The sequence below is a fragment of the Azospirillum sp. TSH100 genome, from assembly GCF_004923295.1.
GTDB lineage: Bacteria > Pseudomonadota > Alphaproteobacteria > Azospirillales > Azospirillaceae > Azospirillum.
The window spans coordinates 150,709-168,271 of sequence record NZ_CP039635.1; the positions used below are offsets into that span (position 1 = coordinate 150,709).

General features: G+C 67.3%; 16 protein-coding genes. 10 read left to right on the forward strand and 6 right to left on the reverse strand.

The features are described 5' to 3' along the window. The first annotated feature begins 209 nt into the window (after positions 1-209). On the forward strand, positions 210-677 hold the full coding sequence (locus E6C72_RS13375; protein WP_109086828.1) for a MaoC family dehydratase: 468 nt from the start codon (positions 210-212) through the stop codon (positions 675-677). Positions 678-777: 100 nt separating this feature from the next. Further along, on the forward strand, positions 778-1,626 hold the full coding sequence (locus E6C72_RS13380; protein ID WP_109086827.1) for an FkbM family methyltransferase: 849 nt from the start codon (positions 778-780) through the stop codon (positions 1,624-1,626). Positions 1,627-1,639: 13 nt separating this feature from the next. Here the strand turns inward: E6C72_RS13380 and E6C72_RS13385 are convergent, their stop codons facing one another. Together E6C72_RS13385 and E6C72_RS13390 are read right to left on the reverse strand one after the other, a co-directional pair. After that, positions 1,640-2,551 carry a response regulator transcription factor gene (locus E6C72_RS13385; protein ID WP_109086826.1) on the reverse strand — a complete coding sequence of 304 codons (912 nt, stop codon included), beginning with the start codon at positions 2,549-2,551 and terminating at the stop codon, positions 1,640-1,642. Then, a complete protein-coding gene (locus E6C72_RS13390) occupies positions 2,548-6,012 on the reverse strand; it encodes an ATP-binding protein (protein WP_109086825.1) in 3,465 nt (1,154 codons plus the stop codon). Before E6C72_RS13390 ends, E6C72_RS13385 begins: the two co-directional genes overlap by 4 nt. Before the next feature lie 148 nt (positions 6,013-6,160). On the opposite strand from E6C72_RS13390, the gene E6C72_RS13395 reads away from it, so the two are divergent. Both E6C72_RS13395 and E6C72_RS13400 read left to right on the forward strand, forming a co-directional pair. Continuing rightward, complete coding sequence (locus E6C72_RS13395; RefSeq protein WP_109086824.1) at positions 6,161-6,544, forward strand: DUF1636 domain-containing protein; 384 nt, start codon at positions 6,161-6,163, stop codon at positions 6,542-6,544. 108 nt (positions 6,545-6,652) lie between these two features. Then, a complete protein-coding gene (locus E6C72_RS13400) occupies positions 6,653-6,889 on the forward strand; it encodes a hypothetical protein (RefSeq protein ID WP_109086823.1) in 237 nt (78 codons plus the stop codon). Positions 6,890-6,916: 27 nt separating this feature from the next. On the opposite strand, the gene E6C72_RS13405 is transcribed toward E6C72_RS13400, so the two are convergent. The 3 genes from E6C72_RS13405 to E6C72_RS13415 all read right to left on the reverse strand — a co-directional run bounded on the left by E6C72_RS13405 (position 6,917) and on the right by E6C72_RS13415 (position 9,598). After that, positions 6,917-8,221, reverse strand: a complete 1,305-nt coding sequence (locus E6C72_RS13405) for a hemolysin family protein (RefSeq protein WP_109086822.1) — start codon at positions 8,219-8,221, stop codon at positions 6,917-6,919. 27 nt (positions 8,222-8,248) lie between these two features. Further along, complete coding sequence (locus E6C72_RS13410; protein ID WP_247875822.1) at positions 8,249-8,902, reverse strand: exopolysaccharide biosynthesis protein; 654 nt, start codon at positions 8,900-8,902, stop codon at positions 8,249-8,251. Positions 8,903-9,163: 261 nt separating this feature from the next. Beyond that, a complete protein-coding gene (locus E6C72_RS13415) occupies positions 9,164-9,598 on the reverse strand; it encodes a response regulator (RefSeq protein WP_109086820.1) in 435 nt (144 codons plus the stop codon). A gap of 220 nt (positions 9,599-9,818) precedes the next feature. On the opposite strand from E6C72_RS13415, the gene E6C72_RS13420 reads away from it, so the two are divergent. Continuing rightward, a complete protein-coding gene (locus tag E6C72_RS13420; RefSeq protein ID WP_109086819.1) occupies positions 9,819-11,951 on the forward strand; it encodes an ATP-binding protein in 2,133 nt (710 codons plus the stop codon). 79 nt (positions 11,952-12,030) lie between these two features. Continuing rightward, a complete protein-coding gene (locus tag E6C72_RS13425; protein ID WP_109086818.1) occupies positions 12,031-12,639 on the forward strand; it encodes a transcriptional regulator in 609 nt (202 codons plus the stop codon). A 30-nt stretch (positions 12,640-12,669) separates the two neighbouring features. Here E6C72_RS13425 and E6C72_RS13430 read toward each other — a convergent pair whose 3' ends face one another. Next, positions 12,670-13,188, reverse strand: a complete 519-nt coding sequence (locus E6C72_RS13430) for a helix-turn-helix domain-containing protein (RefSeq protein WP_109086817.1) — start codon at positions 13,186-13,188, stop codon at positions 12,670-12,672. 603 nt (positions 13,189-13,791) lie between these two features. Between E6C72_RS13430 and fliF the strand changes: the two genes are divergently transcribed. The 4 genes from fliF to E6C72_RS13450 are packed head-to-tail and all read left to right on the forward strand — an operon-like array spanning position 13,792 to position 17,561. Beyond that, positions 13,792-15,453 carry a flagellar basal-body MS-ring/collar protein FliF gene (fliF, locus tag E6C72_RS13435; protein ID WP_109086816.1) on the forward strand — a complete coding sequence of 554 codons (1,662 nt, stop codon included), beginning with the start codon at positions 13,792-13,794 and terminating at the stop codon, positions 15,451-15,453. Between the two features lie 47 nt (positions 15,454-15,500). Further along, the gene (locus E6C72_RS13440; RefSeq protein WP_109086815.1) at positions 15,501-16,277 is read left to right on the forward strand and encodes a FliH/SctL family protein; all 777 of its coding nucleotides are present in this window, start codon (positions 15,501-15,503) and stop codon (positions 16,275-16,277) included. 34 nt (positions 16,278-16,311) lie between these two features. Next, on the forward strand, positions 16,312-16,629 hold the full coding sequence (gene fliN / locus E6C72_RS13445; RefSeq protein WP_109086814.1) for a flagellar motor switch protein FliN: 318 nt from the start codon (positions 16,312-16,314) through the stop codon (positions 16,627-16,629). Then, the gene (locus E6C72_RS13450) at positions 16,629-17,561 is read left to right on the forward strand and encodes a motility protein A (RefSeq protein WP_109086813.1); all 933 of its coding nucleotides are present in this window, start codon (positions 16,629-16,631) and stop codon (positions 17,559-17,561) included. Before fliN ends, E6C72_RS13450 begins: the two co-directional genes overlap by 1 nt. The last annotated feature ends 2 nt before the right edge of the window (positions 17,562-17,563 follow it).

Here is a 17,563-nt window from a genome sequence, read left to right on the forward strand (position 1 = left end):
GGGCGTGGGGAGTGGTGACATCCGTCCGTCGATGGTCAGGAATCCGACCGGGACCATGCCCGATCCCAACAGGAATGCGAATTACGCCAAAGGTTTACGCCATAGGACCTATGCCGTGGTGCTGCAAATCCCTTCCCTTTGACGGGCGATCCGGCCGGGCTACTCTTTGGCCGCAACGATAAGACTTTACCCGAGGGAGAAACGACACGATGCCCGGCCGCCATTTCGAGGATTTCCGCATCGGCGAGGTGTTCGATTCGGAAGGAGCGACCCTGACCGAGAGCCAGATCATGGATTTCGCCCTGCGCTTCGACCCGCAGCCCTTCCACATCGACGCGGTGGCGGCGGCGGACGGGCCGTTCCAGGGGCTGATCGCCAGCGGCTTCCACACGCTGTCGCTGACCTTCCGGCTGTTCCGCGACACCGGGCTGATCACCGGCACCAGCCTGGGCGGGTCCGGCATGGACGAGTTGCGCTGGTTGCGGCCGGTGCGGCCCGGTGACACCATCCGCGTCCGGGTGGAGGTGGTGGAGACGATCCCGTCGCGCCGCGGCGGCCGCGGCACGGTGCGGCTGGCCTACACCACGCTGAACCAGCGCGGCGAACCGGTGATGACCTGCATCATGAACCACATCGTCGCCGGACGCGGCGGCGCGGAGCCGACGATCGCAGTGTGAGGCGATAACCGTGTGACGGGCGATGGTCGATGACGGGGCCATTTGAAGGACGGGCGGCGTCGGATATGATGCCGCCATACAGTTGCGAGGCTTTCCCCGAATGCTGCCGAACGCCACCGTGGTAGAGACCCAGATGGGCCGGTTCCTGCTGTTCGATGCGGTCGACGGCATCACCCGTCACCTGCGCCGCGACGGCCAGTGGGAGCCGGTGACCCTGATGGTCGCCAAGGCGCTGGTCCAGATCGGGGACGGTGCCGGCCACGACCGGGGCTGCCAGGCCGGCGGCACCATCGTGGACGGTGGCGCCAATGTCGGCGCCTTCACCATTCCGACGGCGCTCACCTTCCACGACAGCCACCGTGTGGTCAGCTTCGAGGTGCAGCGGCCGCTCTACCACCTGCTCTGCGGATCCGTGGCGCTGAATGGGCTCGACAATGTCCTGGTCCAGAATCTGGCGCTGGGCGAGCGGATGGACATGATCGAGATCCCCATCCCCGATTATGCCAACGACCGCAACCTGGGCGCGCTCAGCCTTGATCCCGAGGTGCGGCGCGCCCGGCGCGACGCGGGGCTCGGCTGCGACACCGACGCGCCGGGGGTGCGGATGGGGCAGGCCAGCATGGTGCGGCTGGACGATTTCAGCATCACCGACCTTTGCCTGCTGAAACTGGACGTCGAAGGAATGGAACTGCCGGTTCTGAAGGGGGCGACGGAGACGCTGAAGCGTTGCGCCTATCCGCCCGTCCTGTTCGAGCTGTGGGATGCCGATTCCATGCCGGGAATCCGTGCCCCGCAGGAGGCGCTGCTGTCCTATCTGCACGGGCTGGGCTACGAACTGCTGATCTGCGGCGAAATGGCCATCGCCCAGCATCTGAACCGGCGGTCCTATCTGAGGCTGCGGATGGAGGCCGACGGCCTGCGCCAGACTTTCGAACAGGCGGAGCGCTGAAGCGGCCCCCGCCTCACGCCCGTGCAGCCAGGGTGCGGATCGCCAGCGCGGCGGCGGAGGCGCGGTTTTCGACACCCAGCTTGGTGAAGACCTGCTCCAGATGCTTGTTCACCGTGCGGGGGCTGATGCCCAGGATCTCGCCGATGTCGCGGTTGGGCTTGCCGTTGGCAATCCACAGCAGAACCTCCGCCTCGCGCGCGGTCAGGCCCAACGCGTCGCGCAGTATGCCCTCCTGACGGCCGGCGGTCGGCTCGCTGAGGCGGAACAGATATTCGTCGGGATTGGCAGGGCTGAGATAGGTGAACTCCAGCCGCCGCACACCGTCCCCATCAGGCAGCTCAAGCGTGAAGTTCTCCCCCGCCCCGCCGGGGGCTGAGGTCCGGCGCAGCCCCGCCAGACCGGCGGCCAGCGCGGCTGCCGCTTCCGGGTCCAGGCCGGCCAGCAGCCGTTCCGCCTGCGGGGTGCACCACAGCAGCCGGCCCGTCCCGTCCGTCGCCAGCAGGAAACGGCCGGTGGCGTCCAGCGCCGCACGGGCGGCGTAGGCGACGCGGGCGTTGGTCAGATGGACGCGGATGCGGGCGATCAGCTCGTCCACCACGATCGGCTTGGTGACGTAATCGACGCCGCCGGCCTCCAGCCCCTTCACCACATGTTCAGTGTCGCTGAGGCCGGTCATGAAGATGACGGGAATATGCGACAGGTGGGGAACCTGCTTCAGCCGCCGGCAGGTCTCGAAGCCGTCGAGGCCGGGCATCACCGCGTCCATCAGGATCAGGTCCGGCGTGATCTGGCCGACGAGGTCAAGGGCACTCTCGCCGTCGACAGCGACCAGCACGGTCAGGTCGGCCTGTTCGATGGCCTCCGTCAGGAATCCCAGCGTGTCGGGGGTGTCGTCCACCACCAGGATCATGTCGCGGCGCTTCATCCCGTCACGGCCCCGTCTTCTGTCCGATTCTCATGCTGCTGCCTCGCATTCCGCTGCGCCGCCGCCTCTTCCACCGCACGCATATACCCCTTCAGATCGAAGGCGCGCACCAGCGTTCGCAGCCGTTCGACAAATGGCAGGGTGGCGGCGTCCTCCGTCTCGATCTCGCGCAGCTTGGCTTCGATTCCGCGAATATAGCCGATCCGCCCAAGCTGGCGCAGGTCGTCGAGATGACGCAGCGCCGCCTCAGGCAGATCTGATGCCGGCTGTCCGGCAGGCATGGGAAGTTGATCGGACGGCCCTGTGACCAGGGCAAGCGCTTCCGCCGGCTTTTCCTGTTTTTCCGGGGCATGGATCCATTCCAGCCCGGTCAGCGCCTGCAACCGGTCGAGCAGCGCATGGATCTCGATCGGCTTGGCGACAAAGGCGTCGTGCGGCGCCCGGCCGTCGCCCGGGCCCTGCGCCTCGTAGGCATTGGCGGAGACCATGATGATGCGGATGCGGTCGGCGAACTGGCGCCGCAGCTCCTCCGCCACGTCCCAACCGCTCTCGCCGGGCATGGAGATGTCGAGCATAGCGACGTCGGGCTTGCATTGCGCAGCCAGCTCCAGGCAGGCGGTGGCGTCAGACGCGGTGAACAGCACGAATCCCAGCGGGCGCAGGATGTCGGTCATCAGCGCCAGATGGTCGCGGTCGTCGTCGGCCAGCAGGATGGTGATCTGCGGCCCGGCATAGCCGGTGATGGCCCGGCGCTCCACCTGCTCGCCCGGCCGGTGCATCGCCTCCGACAGCAGCAGGCGGACGGTGAAGACGCTGCCCTCCCCCGCCTTGCTGCGCAGCGCGATGTCGCCGCCCATGATGCGGGTCAGCACCCGCGTGATGGTCAGGCCCAGACCGGTGCCGGCCACCGCCCGCACCGCCGCTCCACGCCCGCGCTCGAACGGTTCGAAGACGCGGTCGAGGTCTTCCTCGCGGATGCCGATGCCGCTGTCGGCGATCTCGAACTCGGCGATCTGGCTGCGGTAGCGGACGGTCAGGGCGACATGGCCGGTCTCGGTGTATTTCACCGCGTTGGACAGCAGGTTGATCAGGATCTGGCGCAGGATCTTGCTGTCGGTGTGGACCCAGGCCGGCAGGTGCGGAACGCGGGTGTAGCGGAACTCCAGCCCCTTGGCGGCGGCCTGGATGCGGAACATGTCGGCCAGCTGGTCGAGGAAATCGATCAGCTGCACCTTGTCGCGGCTGAGCCGGCGCAGACCCGATTCGATCTTCGAGATGTCGAGCAGCCCGTCGATCAGGTTCGACAGATGCTCGGCACTGCGGCGGATGACGCGGACGGCGTCCTGCGGGCGCTGGGTGCTGTTGCTCTCCAGAAGCTGGGCATAACCGGATATGGCGTTCAAGGGTGCGCGGATTTCGTGGCTGACGCCGATGATGTAGCGGCTCTTGGCGGCGTTGGCGGCCTCCGCCACCTCCTTGGCCTTCTGCAATGCTGCGTCGGTGCGTTCGTGGGCGGCGATCTCGTCCATCAGCATGGCGGTCTGGCGGGCGGTCTCCTCCTCCGCCTTGCGGCGGCTCTCATGGGCCAGCACCAGCAGCCAGGCGGCGACACCGGACAGGATGAACAGGCAGACGAAGACGGAGACCAGCGCGGTATGGATCGCCGCCCGCTCCGCCGCGTCGGCATTGGCGTACTGGAAGTCGATGACCACCAGCACCCCGCCCAGCACCAGCGAGAACAGCGTCATCACCCCGATGAAATGGCCGGTGCGGGTGTGGACCCCGGCGGCAATCCGCTTGGGCAGCACCCGTTGCAGGCTGTGGGCGATCTGGTCGGCGAAGCGGCTGTCCTTCTTGCAGAGGTCGTGGCAGCGCGCCTCCAGCGTGCAGCAGAGCGAGCAGATCGGCGCGTCATAGGCCGGGCAGAAGGCCATGTCCGGCCGCTCGAACTGGTTCTCGCAGATCGAACAGCGGACGGTCGCGCCATCGCCGGGCAGCTTGTCCGACTTGCGGGCGAGGTAATAGCGGCCCCCGGTCCTCCAGGCGATCAGCGGGGCGGCGGCGAAGGCCACCACCAGCCCGATGAAGGGGGCCAGCGCCTGCGCCACCGGCCCGAGAAGCCCGAAGAAGGCGGTGGTGGAGCACAGCACCGACAGGCCCATGGCGCCGGTGCCGACCGGGTTGATGTCGTAGAGATGGGCGCGCTTGAACTCGATCCCGGGCGGGCTGAAACCCAGCGGCTTGTTGACGGCCAGATCGGCGGCGACCGCGCCCAGCCAGCCCACCGCGACGTTGGCGTAGAGCCCGAGGATGCTCTCGATCACGCCGAGAATGCCGATCTCCATCAGCAGCAGGGCGAGCAGCACGTTGAACACCAGCCAGACGACACGGCCGGGATGGCTGCGGGTCAGGCGGGAGAAGAAGTTCGACCATGCGATGGAGCCGGCATAGGCGTTGGTGACGTTGATCTTCATCTGGCAGACGACGACGAAGATGCCGGTCAATGCCAGCGCCACGGCGGGGGAGCCGAACACGTCGAGAAAGGCGACGTGGTACATGGTGTTGGGCTGTACCGCATCCTCCACCGGCAGCCCGTGCTTGATGGCGAGGAAGGCCAGCAGCGATCCGGCCGCCAGCTTCAGGCTGCCGATCAGCACCCAGCCGGGCCCGCCGGCCAGCAGCGCCGTCCACCAGCGCAGGCGCCCGATGCGGGCCTGCGAGGGCAGGAAGCGCAGATAGTCGACCTGCTCGCCGATCTGCGGCAGGAGCGACAGCAGCACCGAGGCGGCCATGCCGAAGGGCAGCAGCGACAGCCCGCCATCCGGAGCGTAGACGCCGGGAAGCGAGGTCCATTGCGCCAGCGTTTCGCGGTCGAGCAGGAAAAAATAGGCGAAGGGCACGCATTGCAGCAGGATCCACACCGGCTGCGTTGCCCATTGCATGCGGCTGATGAAACGGATGCCATAGACGGCGATGGGGATGACCGCCAGAGAACTGATGACGTGGGCGACCGACGCCGGAATCCCCAGCACCATGGTCAGCCCGGCCGACATGATGCTGGCCTCGATCGAGAACAGGATGAAGGTGAAGGAGGCGTAGACCAGCGAGGTGATGGTGGAACCGAGATAGCCGAATCCGGCGCCGCGGGCCAGCAGGTCGATGTCCACCCCGGCCTTGGCCGCATGGTAGGTGATCGGCAGGCCAACCAGGATGCTGAGCAGCGCCACCGCCAGGATGGCGGCCATGGCGTTCTCGAAGCCGTAGGTCAGGGTGACGGCGGCGCCGATCGCCTCGCAGGCCAGGAAGGAGATGGCGCCGAGTGCCGTGTTGGCGACGCGCCACGCGCTCCAGCGCCGCGCCCGTTCCGCGGTGTAGCGGAGCGCGTAGTCCTCCAGCGTCTGGTCGGCGGCGAGCTGGTTGTATTGCCGGCGTTCACGGACGATCCGTTGCCTCGCGCTCATACCTGTCAGCCATTCCCGCCCGTTGCCAGTCCCCATCGCATCGTCGGGAGTTTCCCCGTGGTTGGCAAGCCGCAAGCGCGTTGACAGCGCCGGGGCCGGCCTCTAGCTCTCGGGTCGTACGAACCGGAAAACTGCTGAAAGCCCAAGCATGACCGTCGAGCTTGTCGTCTGTGAAACCTGCCGCCGTCCGGAGGATCCGCCCGAAGCCGTCAGGCCGGGGGCGGAACTGGTGGCGCTGATGGAGCGGGCGTTGGCAGAAACCCCCGATCTTGCGGCGCAGGTGCGGCTGCGTCCGATGCGCTGCCTGATGAGCTGCCGCCGGCCCTGCGCCGTAGCGGTGCGCTCCGCCGCCCGGATGAGCTATGTGCTGGGCGACTTGGCCCCGGACGAGATGACGGTGGAGACGCTGACCGCCTATCTGCGTGCCTATGCCGCCACCGAGGACGGAATCGTTCCGTTCAAGCAATGGCCCCAGGGTGTCAAGGGCCGTTTCATATCCCGACTGCCGCCGCTGGAGGAATGCGGTACCTAAGTCCTTCACCCGGCCCTGAAGGATGGATTTGACAGACGAAGGTGGCGTGCCAATTATTGTTGGTCAGACCAACAGAGTTCGCCCCTTGCGGGCGAGGAGGAACGCCCGATGAAGGTCGACCCCGAGGTCCTGAACTGCGCCACCGGCCTGCTGCACATGGCACGAGAGGCTGAGCGCTCCAATGGCTGGGAAGCCGGTGACCTCCTGCGCACCACGCTGCGCCTGCTGGTGGTCGCCGGCGCCGACGGCCACGGCTGGAACGCCGACGACCTGTCGGAGGAAGTCCGCGATCTGGTGGAAGCCGTGCGGACGACGAACGGGGTGGCAGAGCTGGTGGTGCATTGAGCGGGCACTTTACCCCTCAAGCCCCTATCACCCCTCCGAAACTTCCGGGTTCAGCTGGATCAGCACCTTGTCGATGCGGCGGCCATCCATGTCGACGACCTCGAAGCGGATGCCGTTCCAGTGGAAATGCTCCGCCGCGGTCGGCACATGGCCGAACTGGTCGAGCAGGAATCCGGCGATGGTGTGGAAATCGCCCTCCCCCTTCATGTTCTTGACGCCGACCAGCGCCTCGACCTCCTCGACCGGGGTCATGCCGTCAACCAGCCAGCTGCCGTCTTCGCGCTGGACGGCTGCGGCGTCACCTTCCTGGGTGCTGTCGGGCAGTTCGCCGGCGATGGCCTCCAGGATGTCGGTCATGGTGACCAGACCCTCGACGCTGCCGTACTCGTCGACCACCACCGCCATGTGGACGCTGGCCTGCTTGAACAGGTCGAGCAGGCGGAAGACCGGCGTGCCGTCATGGACGACCAGCGGCTGGACCATCGCCGACCGCAGGTCGAAGGCGACTCCCTTCAGCGACTGGTCGAGAAGTGCCTTGGTCGAGACGATGCCCTGCACCTCGTCAACGTCGCCGCGGCAGACCGGGAAGCGGGAATAGCCGCTTTCGCAGATCTCGCGGGCGACCGTTTCGGGGTTGTCGTCGATGTCGAGCCAGATCAGGTCGGGGCGCGGCGTCATGATCGACCGCACCGTGCGGTCGGACAGGTGCATCACCCCCTCGATCATCTGGCGTTCGGCCGGCTCGAAGACACCGCTCTGGGTGCCTTCGGCGATCAGGGTCTTGACCTCCTCCTCCGTCACCGTCTGCTCGCGCGAGGTGGGCAGACGCAGCAGCTTCAGCACCGCGTCGCTCGACACCCCGAGCAGCCAGACCACCGGTGCCGACAGGCGCGACACCGTCCGCATCGGGGCCGCGACCAGAGAAGCGATCCGCTCCGACGAGATCAGGGCCACCCGCTTGGGCACCAGCTCGCCGATGATCAGCGAGAAATAGGTGATGGCGGCGACCACCAGCGCGAAGGCGACGGTATGGCCATAAGGGGCGATCCAGGCGACCTGTTCGTCCAGCACGCCGCCCAGCCGTTCAGCCAGGGTGGAGCCGCCATAGGCGCCGGCGATGATGCCGGTCAGACTGATGCCGACCTGCACGGTGGACAGGAAGCGGCTCGGGTCTTCCGACAGTTCCAGCGCGGCGCGGGCGCCGGCGCCACCCTTTTCCTCGGCCATCTGCTGAAGCCGGGCGCGGCGCGCCGACACCAGCGCCATCTCCGACATCGCGAAGAAGGCGTTGAGCAGGATCAGCAGGACGATGACCAACAGTTCCCAAATCATGGCTTTTTGCCCTTTGGGGGCGCTCCCTCAACCGATCAATTGTTGCGCCACGGCGATCGCCGCCTGCCCGAGACCGAGCAGGACGGCGGCGACGATGGCGATGGCAAGAAGGCCGGCGACAAGGCCGGCCGAGACGAAGACGCCGTCGGATTCCATCAGCCCCAGCGCTATCAGCGCGATGGCGAAGGCAGGGGGCTGGTTTCCGAAGACGATGGGAAGGGCCAGGATGCCGGCCAGAACCACCACCGCCAGCCCCAGCAGCCGTTCGGCGGTGGGGCCGGCCAGCGCCGGCAGACGCGGCCGCAGGTGACGCTCCACCCGCTCCGCCCACGGCTTGGCCCGGCGGATCACGCCCAGAAAGGCCTTGCGGTCGAAGCTGGCCGCCAGCGTGCGGCGGGGCAGCCAGGGGCTGTGCCGGCCCGCCGCCATCTGGGCGCCGAGCAGGATCATCGGCACGCCGGTGGCGGTCGACAGGCCGGGAACCGGCAACACGTTGGGAATCGACAGGATCAGCAGCAGCGCGCCGAAGGCACGGTCGCCCAGCGCATCCATGATCTCGCCAAGCGAGATTTTTGAGGGGATCTCGCCAAGCGAGATTTTTGAGGGGATCTCGCCCGCCTGGATGCCGGCCGAGACAGAACCGTCCGGGGTGGGATCGCCGCGCGTCAGGAAGTCGTCCAACAGGTCGGAAACGCGCGCACGGGACCGGTCCGCACCGGAATCGCGTGCGTCATACGACCTGGGGGACGACCCGGAAGGTCGGTCTTTGCTCACGGCTCTCCCCGATGCCGGAAACGGGATCGGAGCGGGCCGGGCGAAGGATGGCAGGAACCCATGGACCTTTCGCGTCGCGGCGGCAGTGATCTCCCTTCTACAGGAAGGACGGCGAAAGCGCCAGCACGGGTTGCGGTGCGCAAAAAGGGCGCGGACCGCCCACCCGGGCTATTGCCGTTTCTGGATGACGAAGGTCAGGCGCTTCATCAGGTCGGCCTTCGACACCGGCTTCACCAGATAGCCGGAGATGCCGTAAGCGATGGCACGCTTGACCACATCGGCCTCCCGGTGACCGGTCAGCACCAGAACCGGCAGCTCCGACAGCGGGTTGCCGGTTGCGGTGCGTAGCGCGTGCAGCAGGTCCAGCCCACTCATGCGTGGCATTTCCAGGTCGCAGATCACCACGTCCACCTCCTCGCCGCTCTTGCGCAGGATGTCGAGCGCCTGGATGCCGTCCGCCGCCTCGAACACGGTGCGGAGCCCGATGTCGTGCAGCAGCCGGTAAATCAGTTTGCGGGTAAAATCGTCATCCTCGACGAGAAGCACACCAAGATCGTGAATTGTCCGGACCTGGCGGGTCCGGTTGCCTGCCTCCACCACCATGACGCTCTCCGATCCGCGAGTGTTCCACGGCCGCTATCCGCATTGCCGATCGACACAGTTTTCTTATTGTATTGTTGCGCAGTCGTTAACGGAATCGCCATGACGCCGTGAAAGGCACCACTCTATTGGCTGTTTCTCCTGGCCGGATAATGGCAATCGGTCGCGCAACGGCCTATTCTTGACCTTCGCGCGCCCTCCCCGAACCGATCAGGATCCGCCCTTGTCCGCGCCGCCCGCCCTCCCCGCGCCGCCTTTCGGCAATTCGCCCGACATGGCGATGCTCGCCGCCGTGGTCGAGGCCAGCGGTGCCGGCATCTTCGTGGCCGACGCCACCCGGCCCGATCACCCCATCGTCTATTGCAACCGCGCCTTCCTGGACATGATCGGCTATGAGGCCGGCGAGGTGATCGGGCGGAACGGCGATTTCCTGCACGGTCCGGGAACCGATCCGGAGACCGCGGCGGCCATCCGCGGCGCCATGGCTGAGGCGCGCCCCCTGTCGGTGGAAGTGCTGAATTACCGCAAGGACGGCGGCGCCTTCTGGAATGCGCTCACCCTGCGGCCGGTGCCGGGGCCTGGGAAGGGTTCCGATGGACACGCGCGCTGGATTGCCGGGTCCTGCGCCGACGTGACCCACAGCCACCGTTCGCAGGAGGAACTGCGCGCCGCCGAGGAGCAGCTGACCCGGCTCGCCGCCGAGACCTTCGCCCTGGCCGAGAAGCTGGACGGCGCGCGCGAGGATGCCGAGGCCGCCCGCGTCGCGGCGGAGAACGCCAGCAGCGCCAAGTCGCGTTTCCTGGCGATGATGAGCCACGAACTGCGCACACCGATGACCGCGGTGATCGGCATGGGCGACCTGCTGATGGGCACCGGGCTGAACGACCAGCAGAAGGCCTTTGTCAAGACGCTGCGGTCGTCGGCCGACACGCTGATGACCATCCTGAACGATGTTCTGGATTTCTCGAAGATCGAAGCGGGACAGCTGTCGCTTGAGGAGATCGACTTCTCCCTTCCCCGGCTGGTCGAGGATGTGGTTCAGCTTTTCCTGGTGCGGGCGGCAGCCAAGGGACTGAGCCTGTCGGCCTCCATCGCCGAGGACACGCCGCGCCACATCCGCGGCGACCCGACTCGGCTGCGGCAGGTGCTGTTCAATCTGGTGTCCAACGCCATCAAGTTCACCGACCGCGGTGTCATCGAAATCGCCGTGTGGTCTCCGGATCCGCCGGCCGACCAGCCATCCGCCTCCGCACCGTCCAGCGCGCCGGTCACCCTGCGGTTCGAGGTACAGGACAACGGCATCGGCATGACGACGGAACAGCGCGCCCGCCTGTTCGACGCGTTCGTCCAGGCCGACGCGTCGACCAACCGCAAATATGGCGGCACCGGCCTGGGGCTGGCGATCTGCAAGCGGCTGGTCGAGGCGATGGGCGGCGAGATCACCGTCACCAGCAGCCCCGGCCGCGGCTCCACCTTCCGCTTTTCGATCCGCAGCCGGCTGGCCGAGGCGCCGCCGGTCGGCGAGCTCAGCGCCCGGCCCTTGCCGGGCAGCGTGGCCGAGTTGCCGGAACCGACACGGGTGCCGCTGCGGCTGTTGCTGGCCGAGGATAACGACATCAACCGCATGTTGGTTGTCGCCATGATGACCCGCATCGGCCACCGGATCGATGCGGTGGCCGACGGGCGGGCAGCGCTGGACGCACTGGCGGCAGCGGACTATGACGCGCTGATCCTGGACATGGAAATGCCTGTGCTGGACGGGCGGTCGACCGCCCGGGCGATCCGCCGGATGAACGGGCCGGTGGCGCGCATCCCCATCGTCGGACTGTCGGCCGACGCCCTGCCGGAACATCGCGACGGCCATATGGCGGCCGGACTCGACGCCTATCTGACGAAGCCGATCGACTGGGACCAGCTGAATGCCGTGCTGGTCGATCTGGCGACCCGGCCACTGGACGGGCGCGTCGTGCCGATGCCCAGCCGCCCGGCGACCGAGGACGGCCAATTCTCGGCGCTGCCGCTGGTCGACCGGGTAAAGCTGGCCGAACTGCGCCTGGCCCTGGGCGGAGAGGCGCTGGACGGCATGCTCCAGTTGCTGCCGGAAACCGCGTTGCGTGAACTGACGGCCATCCGCTCCGCCCTGCAGGCCGGGCGGCCGAAGGAGCTGAAGCAGGCGGCCCACACGCTGGCAGGGCTCGCCGCCAATTTCGGCACGCCGCGCATGGCCGCCATCGCACGCGCCATCAACGACAGCACGACCGACACCGAAAAGGTCGCGGCGCTTCTGCCCCTGCTGGAAACCGCCGTAGCCGCCACCAGCAGCCTGGTACGCGAACCGGCGGGATATGATGATTGAGGGGGCTTGGCCAGACGCGCGGTTGAGCGGTGCAAGGCCGATCTGCTAGAGACTGCCTTTTGCCAGAGACTTGGGCACCATGAAGAAAGCAGCGCCGAAGCGACGCGGCGGGTCGCCGCGCGTCACCCATCCCGACCAGTTCGATCTGCTCGACGTGCCCGAGCCGACGGCGGTCATGATCACCTATTCGGGCCGCACCGTCGATCTGGAGCGGCCGGATTTCGGCCCCTTCGACATCGAGGACATCGCCCGGCCGCTGGCCTACCAGTGCCGGTTCGTCGGCAACACCCAGCGCTTCTTCAGCGTTGCCCAGCATTGCGTCCTGGCCAGCCGGCTGGCGCCGGAGGGCTATGCCTACGACGCGCTGATGCATGACTGCGAAGAGGCATTTACCGGGGACTGGCCGACGCCGTGGAAGGTGCGGATCGGCCGCGACGCCATCCGGCAGGCAGTCGAGCCGATCAAGAGCGCCCTCGCCCAGCGCTTCGGCTTCCGCCATCCGGAGCCCAAGGCGGTCAAGCTGGCCGATCAGCGGGCGCTGGCGACCGAGTTGCGCGATCTCTGTGCGCCGCACCGCGTCAACTGGCGCGACCTGCCGGACCCTGACGAGGCCGCAATCGTGCCGCTCGGCCCCGAGGAGGCACTGGCCGACTTTCTGGAAAACTATCGGCGGCTGAAGCCGGCCTGAGGTTATCGGGCCGGTTTCGGTCAACCGGTCTCAGGCGTGGCCGCCCTGCTCCGCCCGGCGGCCACGGCCGCGCTTGGGCGCCGGCGCCCCACCGGCCGCACCGCTCGATTGTGCGCTGCCGTCGGCCTGCTGTTCGGCACAGCGCTCTGCCAGTTCACGGATGGCGGCGCGGATCTGCGGATCGCGGATGCTCTGGAAGTAACGCGCCAGCATCAGCGCCTCGCGCGATTGCAGGGTGTTCTCCTGCTCCTCACCGCCACCGACCGCCGGCGCCTCGCCACCCTCCACCGCAGGCTGACGGTTCTCCAACCCTTCAAAGAAGACGGAGACGGGGACACGGAAGAACTGGCCCAGCTTGAACAGGCGGCTGGAGGACACTCGGTTGAATCCGCGCTCGTACTTCTGCAATTGCTGGAAGGTCAGCCCCAGGGCCGAGGCGACGTCGCTCTGGCTCAGGCCGGCGAGCATGCGCAGCTCCCGCAGGCGCTGGCCCACGAACACATCGACCTCGTTGAGGCCTTCCTTCTTTTCGCGGCCACGCCGTTTCATGGCTCTTTCCCTTCGATCCTGTACTGGTCCCGGCAGCCGATTCTTCCCGCCGCCATCCGGAACGCCGGTCAGGCCCTTTACGCCGTACAGCATCGCCTTTGGCGCAGGAGCTTAAGAACACCCCGCCGGGAAGACGAATCGGCCGGTTTCGGGCATGGAATGCAACTCAGCTATGACCGCGACCCACCGATGTCAACCTTGGCTGGACCAGCTACCTCTTTTGGACAGTGGTTCATTCGCGGGAACCGGCCTGTTGGTCATAGAGGCGCACTCTTTTCGCGCATCGGGTGGTATTGCTTTACCCATGGTCGCGCGACTGGTGCGCTTCCGCCTCGGCGGCGGATTGCCCGCGTCATTGTGACCCATGGTTGCGAAAGCCGCTGCAATGCCACCGTCGCAGGGCTGCAACATTTGCGGGGCACTAGGCATATTTTGCCGGTTACCCGGCAAAAACTGCCGCCGATTAACCCTCTCTTCATCAAGACGACGCAGCATGCCTCAACGTAGGCAAGACCGGCGCGGAACTTGCAGAAACCGTCTCGCATTCGCGAACGGAGACTGTGTGGAGAGCATGCCGGGAAGACTTCCGATCGGGGACCGCGCGTGAACAACCTGCTGCAGACCTTGCGCAATCTCGGACCCGCCCGCCTTGCGGCGATCGGCGGCGTCGGACTTTTGCTGATCGGATTCTTCGTCTACCTGACCACCCGGCTGTCGACGCCGGAGATGGAGCTGCTTTACGCCGACCTCCAGCAGACGGAGGCGGCGGCCATCGCCAAGAAGCTGGACGAGGCGAAGGTCCCCTACTCCGTCGACAAGTCGGGCACCAAGATCATGGTCCCGGCCGATCAGGTCGGGCCGATGCGCATGCGCATGGCCGCCCAGGGACTGCCGTCCGGCGGTTCGGTCGGCTATGAGCTGTTCGACAAGGGCGAAGGCTTCGGCGCCACCAGCTTCATGCAGAACATCAACCACCTGCGCGCGCTGGAAGGCGAGATGGCGCGCACGGTGCAGACACTCAACGGCGTCCAGCAGGCCCGTGTCCATCTGGTGCTGCCCAAGCGCGAGCTGTTCGCCCGCCAGCAGAACCCGGCAACCGCCAGCGTCTTCCTGAAGCTGCGCCCCGGCGCCCAGCTGAGCCGCGAGAACATCCAGGCGATCCAGCAGCTGATCGCCGCCTCGGTTCCCAACCTCGACCCCAACCGCATCTCCATCGTCGACGACAAGGGCAAGCTGCTGGCCCGCGGCACCGGCAGCGACACCGCCGAAGCTATGCTGGCCAATGCAGAGGAAAAGAAGCAGGCCTACGAGAGCCGGCTGGCCCGCACCATCGAGGATCTGCTGGGCCGCACGCTGGGCTACGGGAAGGTCCGGGCGGAGGTGTCGGCCGACCTTGATTTTGACCGCATCACGACCCAGTCGGAAATCTTCGATCCGGAAAGCCAGGTCGTCCGCTCGACCCAGACGGTGACCGAGTCGAACGAGAGCAGCGACCGCGACCCGCTGGCTCCGGTTTCAGTGGATCAGAACCTGCCGACTGCGCAGGCGAGCAGCAGCGCCAGCCCGTTGTCGTCGAACAAGTCGAACCGCAACGAAGAGACGATCAACTACGAGATCACCAAGACCACCAAGTCGCACGTGCGCGAGGCAGGGCAGGTCCGCCGCCTGTCGGTCGCCGTGTTGGTGGATGGCACCTACCAGCTCTCCAAGGATGCCCCCCCGGCCTATCAGCCGCGCAGCGAGCAGGAGGTCGAGAGCATCAAGGCGCTGGTGCGCTCCGCCGTCGGGCTGGACGCCGTGCGCGGCGACACGCTGGAAGTGGTGAACATGCGCTTCTGGTCGCCCGAGGACGACATCCAGAAGCCCGACGAGCTGTTCATGGGCATGACCAAGGACGATCTGTTCCGCATCGCGGAGATGGTGGTCCTGGGCATCGTCGCCGTCCTCATAATCCTGCTGGTCATCCGCCCGCTGATCTCCCGCGCCTTCGAGAAGGCGGAGATGCAGGAGGAGGACGAGATGGACCGCCTGCTGACCGACCAGGCCGGCATGCCGGCCGCCCTGGCCGCCCCGACCGGCGCGCTGGCCCAGGATCTGGCGCTGGAAGCGGCACAGGCCGACGAGGAGCTGGAGCAGATGATCGACATCAACCGGGTGGAAGGCCGCGTCCGCGCCTCCTCCCTGCGCAAGGTCGGCGAAATCGTCGACAAGCACCCGGAAGAGGCTGTCTCGATCCTGCGCAACTGGCTGTATCAGGAGAGCTGAGCGATGCCGGCCTCCGTTTCAATTCCGTCTGAAGGAGGATCGCGGCGATGAGCGTGCGCAAATTCCTCTTCGACGAGTCCTTCGACGTGGACGCGGTTCCCCGCATGACCCATGTGGAGGACGACGACCTGCTGCCCGAGGACGAGCTGTCGGCCCATCCCGACCCCGAACCGGAACCGGAGCTGCCGCCGGAACCGACCTTCGGCGAGGAGGAACTGGCCGCCGCCCGCGCCCAGGCCTATGAGGAGGGTCTGACGGCCGGCAAATCCGAAGGGACCGCGGCCGGCTACGGCAAGGGGTTCACCGACGGCATGGCCGCCGGCCAGAACACCGGGTACGAGCGCGGCAAGATGGAGATCGAGGCGACGGTGAACAACCGCATCGCCAATGCGCTCTCCCAGATTGCCGACGGCGTGGCGCATCTGCTTGCGGCACACGAGGCGGGCAACGCCGCGCGCAGCGAACAGCCGGTCCATCTGGCCCTGGCGATCGTCCGCAAGCTGATGCCGGAATGGGCACGGCGTGGCGGAATGGTCGAGGTGGAAGGGATGGTCCGCGCCTGCCTGACCGACCTGATCGACGAGCCTCGGCTGGTCATTCGGGTGGCGGAGGACACGATGGATCTGGTGCGCGGCCATCTCGACGAGACGGTCGGGTCGCGTGGCTTCGGCGCCAGACTGATGGTGATCGGCGATCCGTCGATCGCCCCCGGCAGCTGCCGCATCGAATGGGCCGAAGGCGGCATGGAGCGGGACACCGCCCAGTTGCTGGCTGAAATTGAACGCCGCGCGGCGCACATGCTGGAGGCTCCGGCCCCCGTCTAAGGGGTGTCCGGAATGAAGGAGGTCCGAGACCGACATGCCGAGCGACAATTTTTCGCTGAACGATCTGCACGGTGGCGATGGCGACGAATATGCCAGCCCCGGAATCACCAAGGATCTGGAGGCGGTGTACGATATTCCCGTCCAGATCTCCGCGGTGCTGGGCAAATCGACCATGCAGGTGGCGCAGCTGCTGAAGCTGGGCCGCGGCGCCGTGGTGGAGCTGGACCGCAAGGTCGGCGAGGCCATCGACATCTACGTCAACAACCGCCTGGTCGCCCGCGGCGAGGTGGTGGTGGTGGAAGACCGGCTGGGCGTGACCATGACGGAAATCATCAAGTCGGACCGCGGCTGATGGCGGTTTCGTCCGATACCGGCGCAGCACGCGCCAAGTCGGCTCCCGGCGGCGGCACCCGTGCCGCAGCGCAGGGCGAGCCGGCCTCTGCCCCCACCGGCGCGACGGCGCCTGGGCGGAGCGTGCGGCTGCGCGGCGGGCTGGACGTGGCGACGCTGGTCGGGCTGGCGGCGGCGGCCGGGGTGATCCTGATCGCCATCACCACCGGCGGATCGGCCCGCGCCTTCCTCGATCCGCCGTCACTGCTGATCGTGCTGGGCGGGACGCTGGCGGTCACCACCGCCTCCTTCTCGCTGGGTGACGTGGCGGTGGCGTGGAAGAACGCGGCGGCGGTGCTGGTCCACCAGACGCTCGACCCCAAGGGCGTGGCGCGGCAGGTCCTGCTGCTGGCCGAAGCAGCCCGCCGGGCCGGGCCGGAAACCCTGCGCAACGTCCTGCCGGAACTGCGCGGCGAGCCCTTCCTGTACCGCAGCGTCACCCTGATCACCGAGGGGCTGCCACCCGACGCCATCGAGCGGATGCTGACCGGCGAGGTCGAGGCGACCGTCGGCGGCCACGGCAAGAGCGCCGGCGTGCTGCGCCGCGCCTCGGAAGTGGCGCCGGCCATGGGCCTGATCGGCACGCTGGTCGGGCTGGTGCAGATGCTGGGCAGCCTGAGCGACCCGTCGGCCATCGGCCCGGCGATGGCGCTGGCGCTGCTGACGACCTTCTACGGGGCCGTGCTCGGCAACGTCGTCCTGTCTCCGCTCGCCGCCAAGGTGGAGCGGGCGGCGGAGGAGGACGCGCTGGTCAAGACCCTCTATACCATTGGCGCCGTGTCCATCGCGCGCCAGGAGAATCCGCGGCGTCTGGAGATGCTCCTGAACGCCGTCCTGCCGCCTGGAAAGCGGATCCAGTATTTCGACCGGGAAGCCCCGAGAGTGGGAGCGTAAGG

Excerpts from the sequence above, each read along its gene's own strand:
- E6C72_RS13405 (WP_109086822.1), bottom strand. The coding sequence starts at position 8,221 with ATGATTTGGGAACTGTTGGTCATCGTCCTGCTGATCCTGCTCAACGCC.
- E6C72_RS13395 (WP_109086824.1), top strand. The coding sequence starts at position 6,161 with ATGACCGTCGAGCTTGTCGTCTGTGAAACCTGCCGCCGTCCGGAGGAT.
- E6C72_RS13450 (WP_109086813.1), top strand. The coding sequence starts at position 16,629 with ATGGCGGTTTCGTCCGATACCGGCGCAGCACGCGCCAAGTCGGCTCCC.
- E6C72_RS13440 (WP_109086815.1), top strand. The coding sequence starts at position 15,501 with ATGAGCGTGCGCAAATTCCTCTTCGACGAGTCCTTCGACGTGGACGCG.
- E6C72_RS13380 (WP_109086827.1), top strand. The coding sequence starts at position 778 with ATGCTGCCGAACGCCACCGTGGTAGAGACCCAGATGGGCCGGTTCCTG.
- E6C72_RS13425 (WP_109086818.1), top strand. The coding sequence starts at position 12,031 with ATGAAGAAAGCAGCGCCGAAGCGACGCGGCGGGTCGCCGCGCGTCACC.
- fliN (WP_109086814.1), top strand. The coding sequence starts at position 16,312 with ATGCCGAGCGACAATTTTTCGCTGAACGATCTGCACGGTGGCGATGGC.
- E6C72_RS13385 (WP_109086826.1), bottom strand. The coding sequence starts at position 2,551 with ATGAAGCGCCGCGACATGATCCTGGTGGTGGACGACACCCCCGACACG.
- E6C72_RS13375 (WP_109086828.1), top strand. The coding sequence starts at position 210 with ATGCCCGGCCGCCATTTCGAGGATTTCCGCATCGGCGAGGTGTTCGAT.
- E6C72_RS13390 (WP_109086825.1), bottom strand. The coding sequence starts at position 6,012 with ATGAGCGCGAGGCAACGGATCGTCCGTGAACGCCGGCAATACAACCAG.
- E6C72_RS13415 (WP_109086820.1), bottom strand. The coding sequence starts at position 9,598 with ATGGTGGTGGAGGCAGGCAACCGGACCCGCCAGGTCCGGACAATTCAC.
- E6C72_RS13400 (WP_109086823.1), top strand. The coding sequence starts at position 6,653 with ATGAAGGTCGACCCCGAGGTCCTGAACTGCGCCACCGGCCTGCTGCAC.
- E6C72_RS13430 (WP_109086817.1), bottom strand. The coding sequence starts at position 13,188 with ATGAAACGGCGTGGCCGCGAAAAGAAGGAAGGCCTCAACGAGGTCGAT.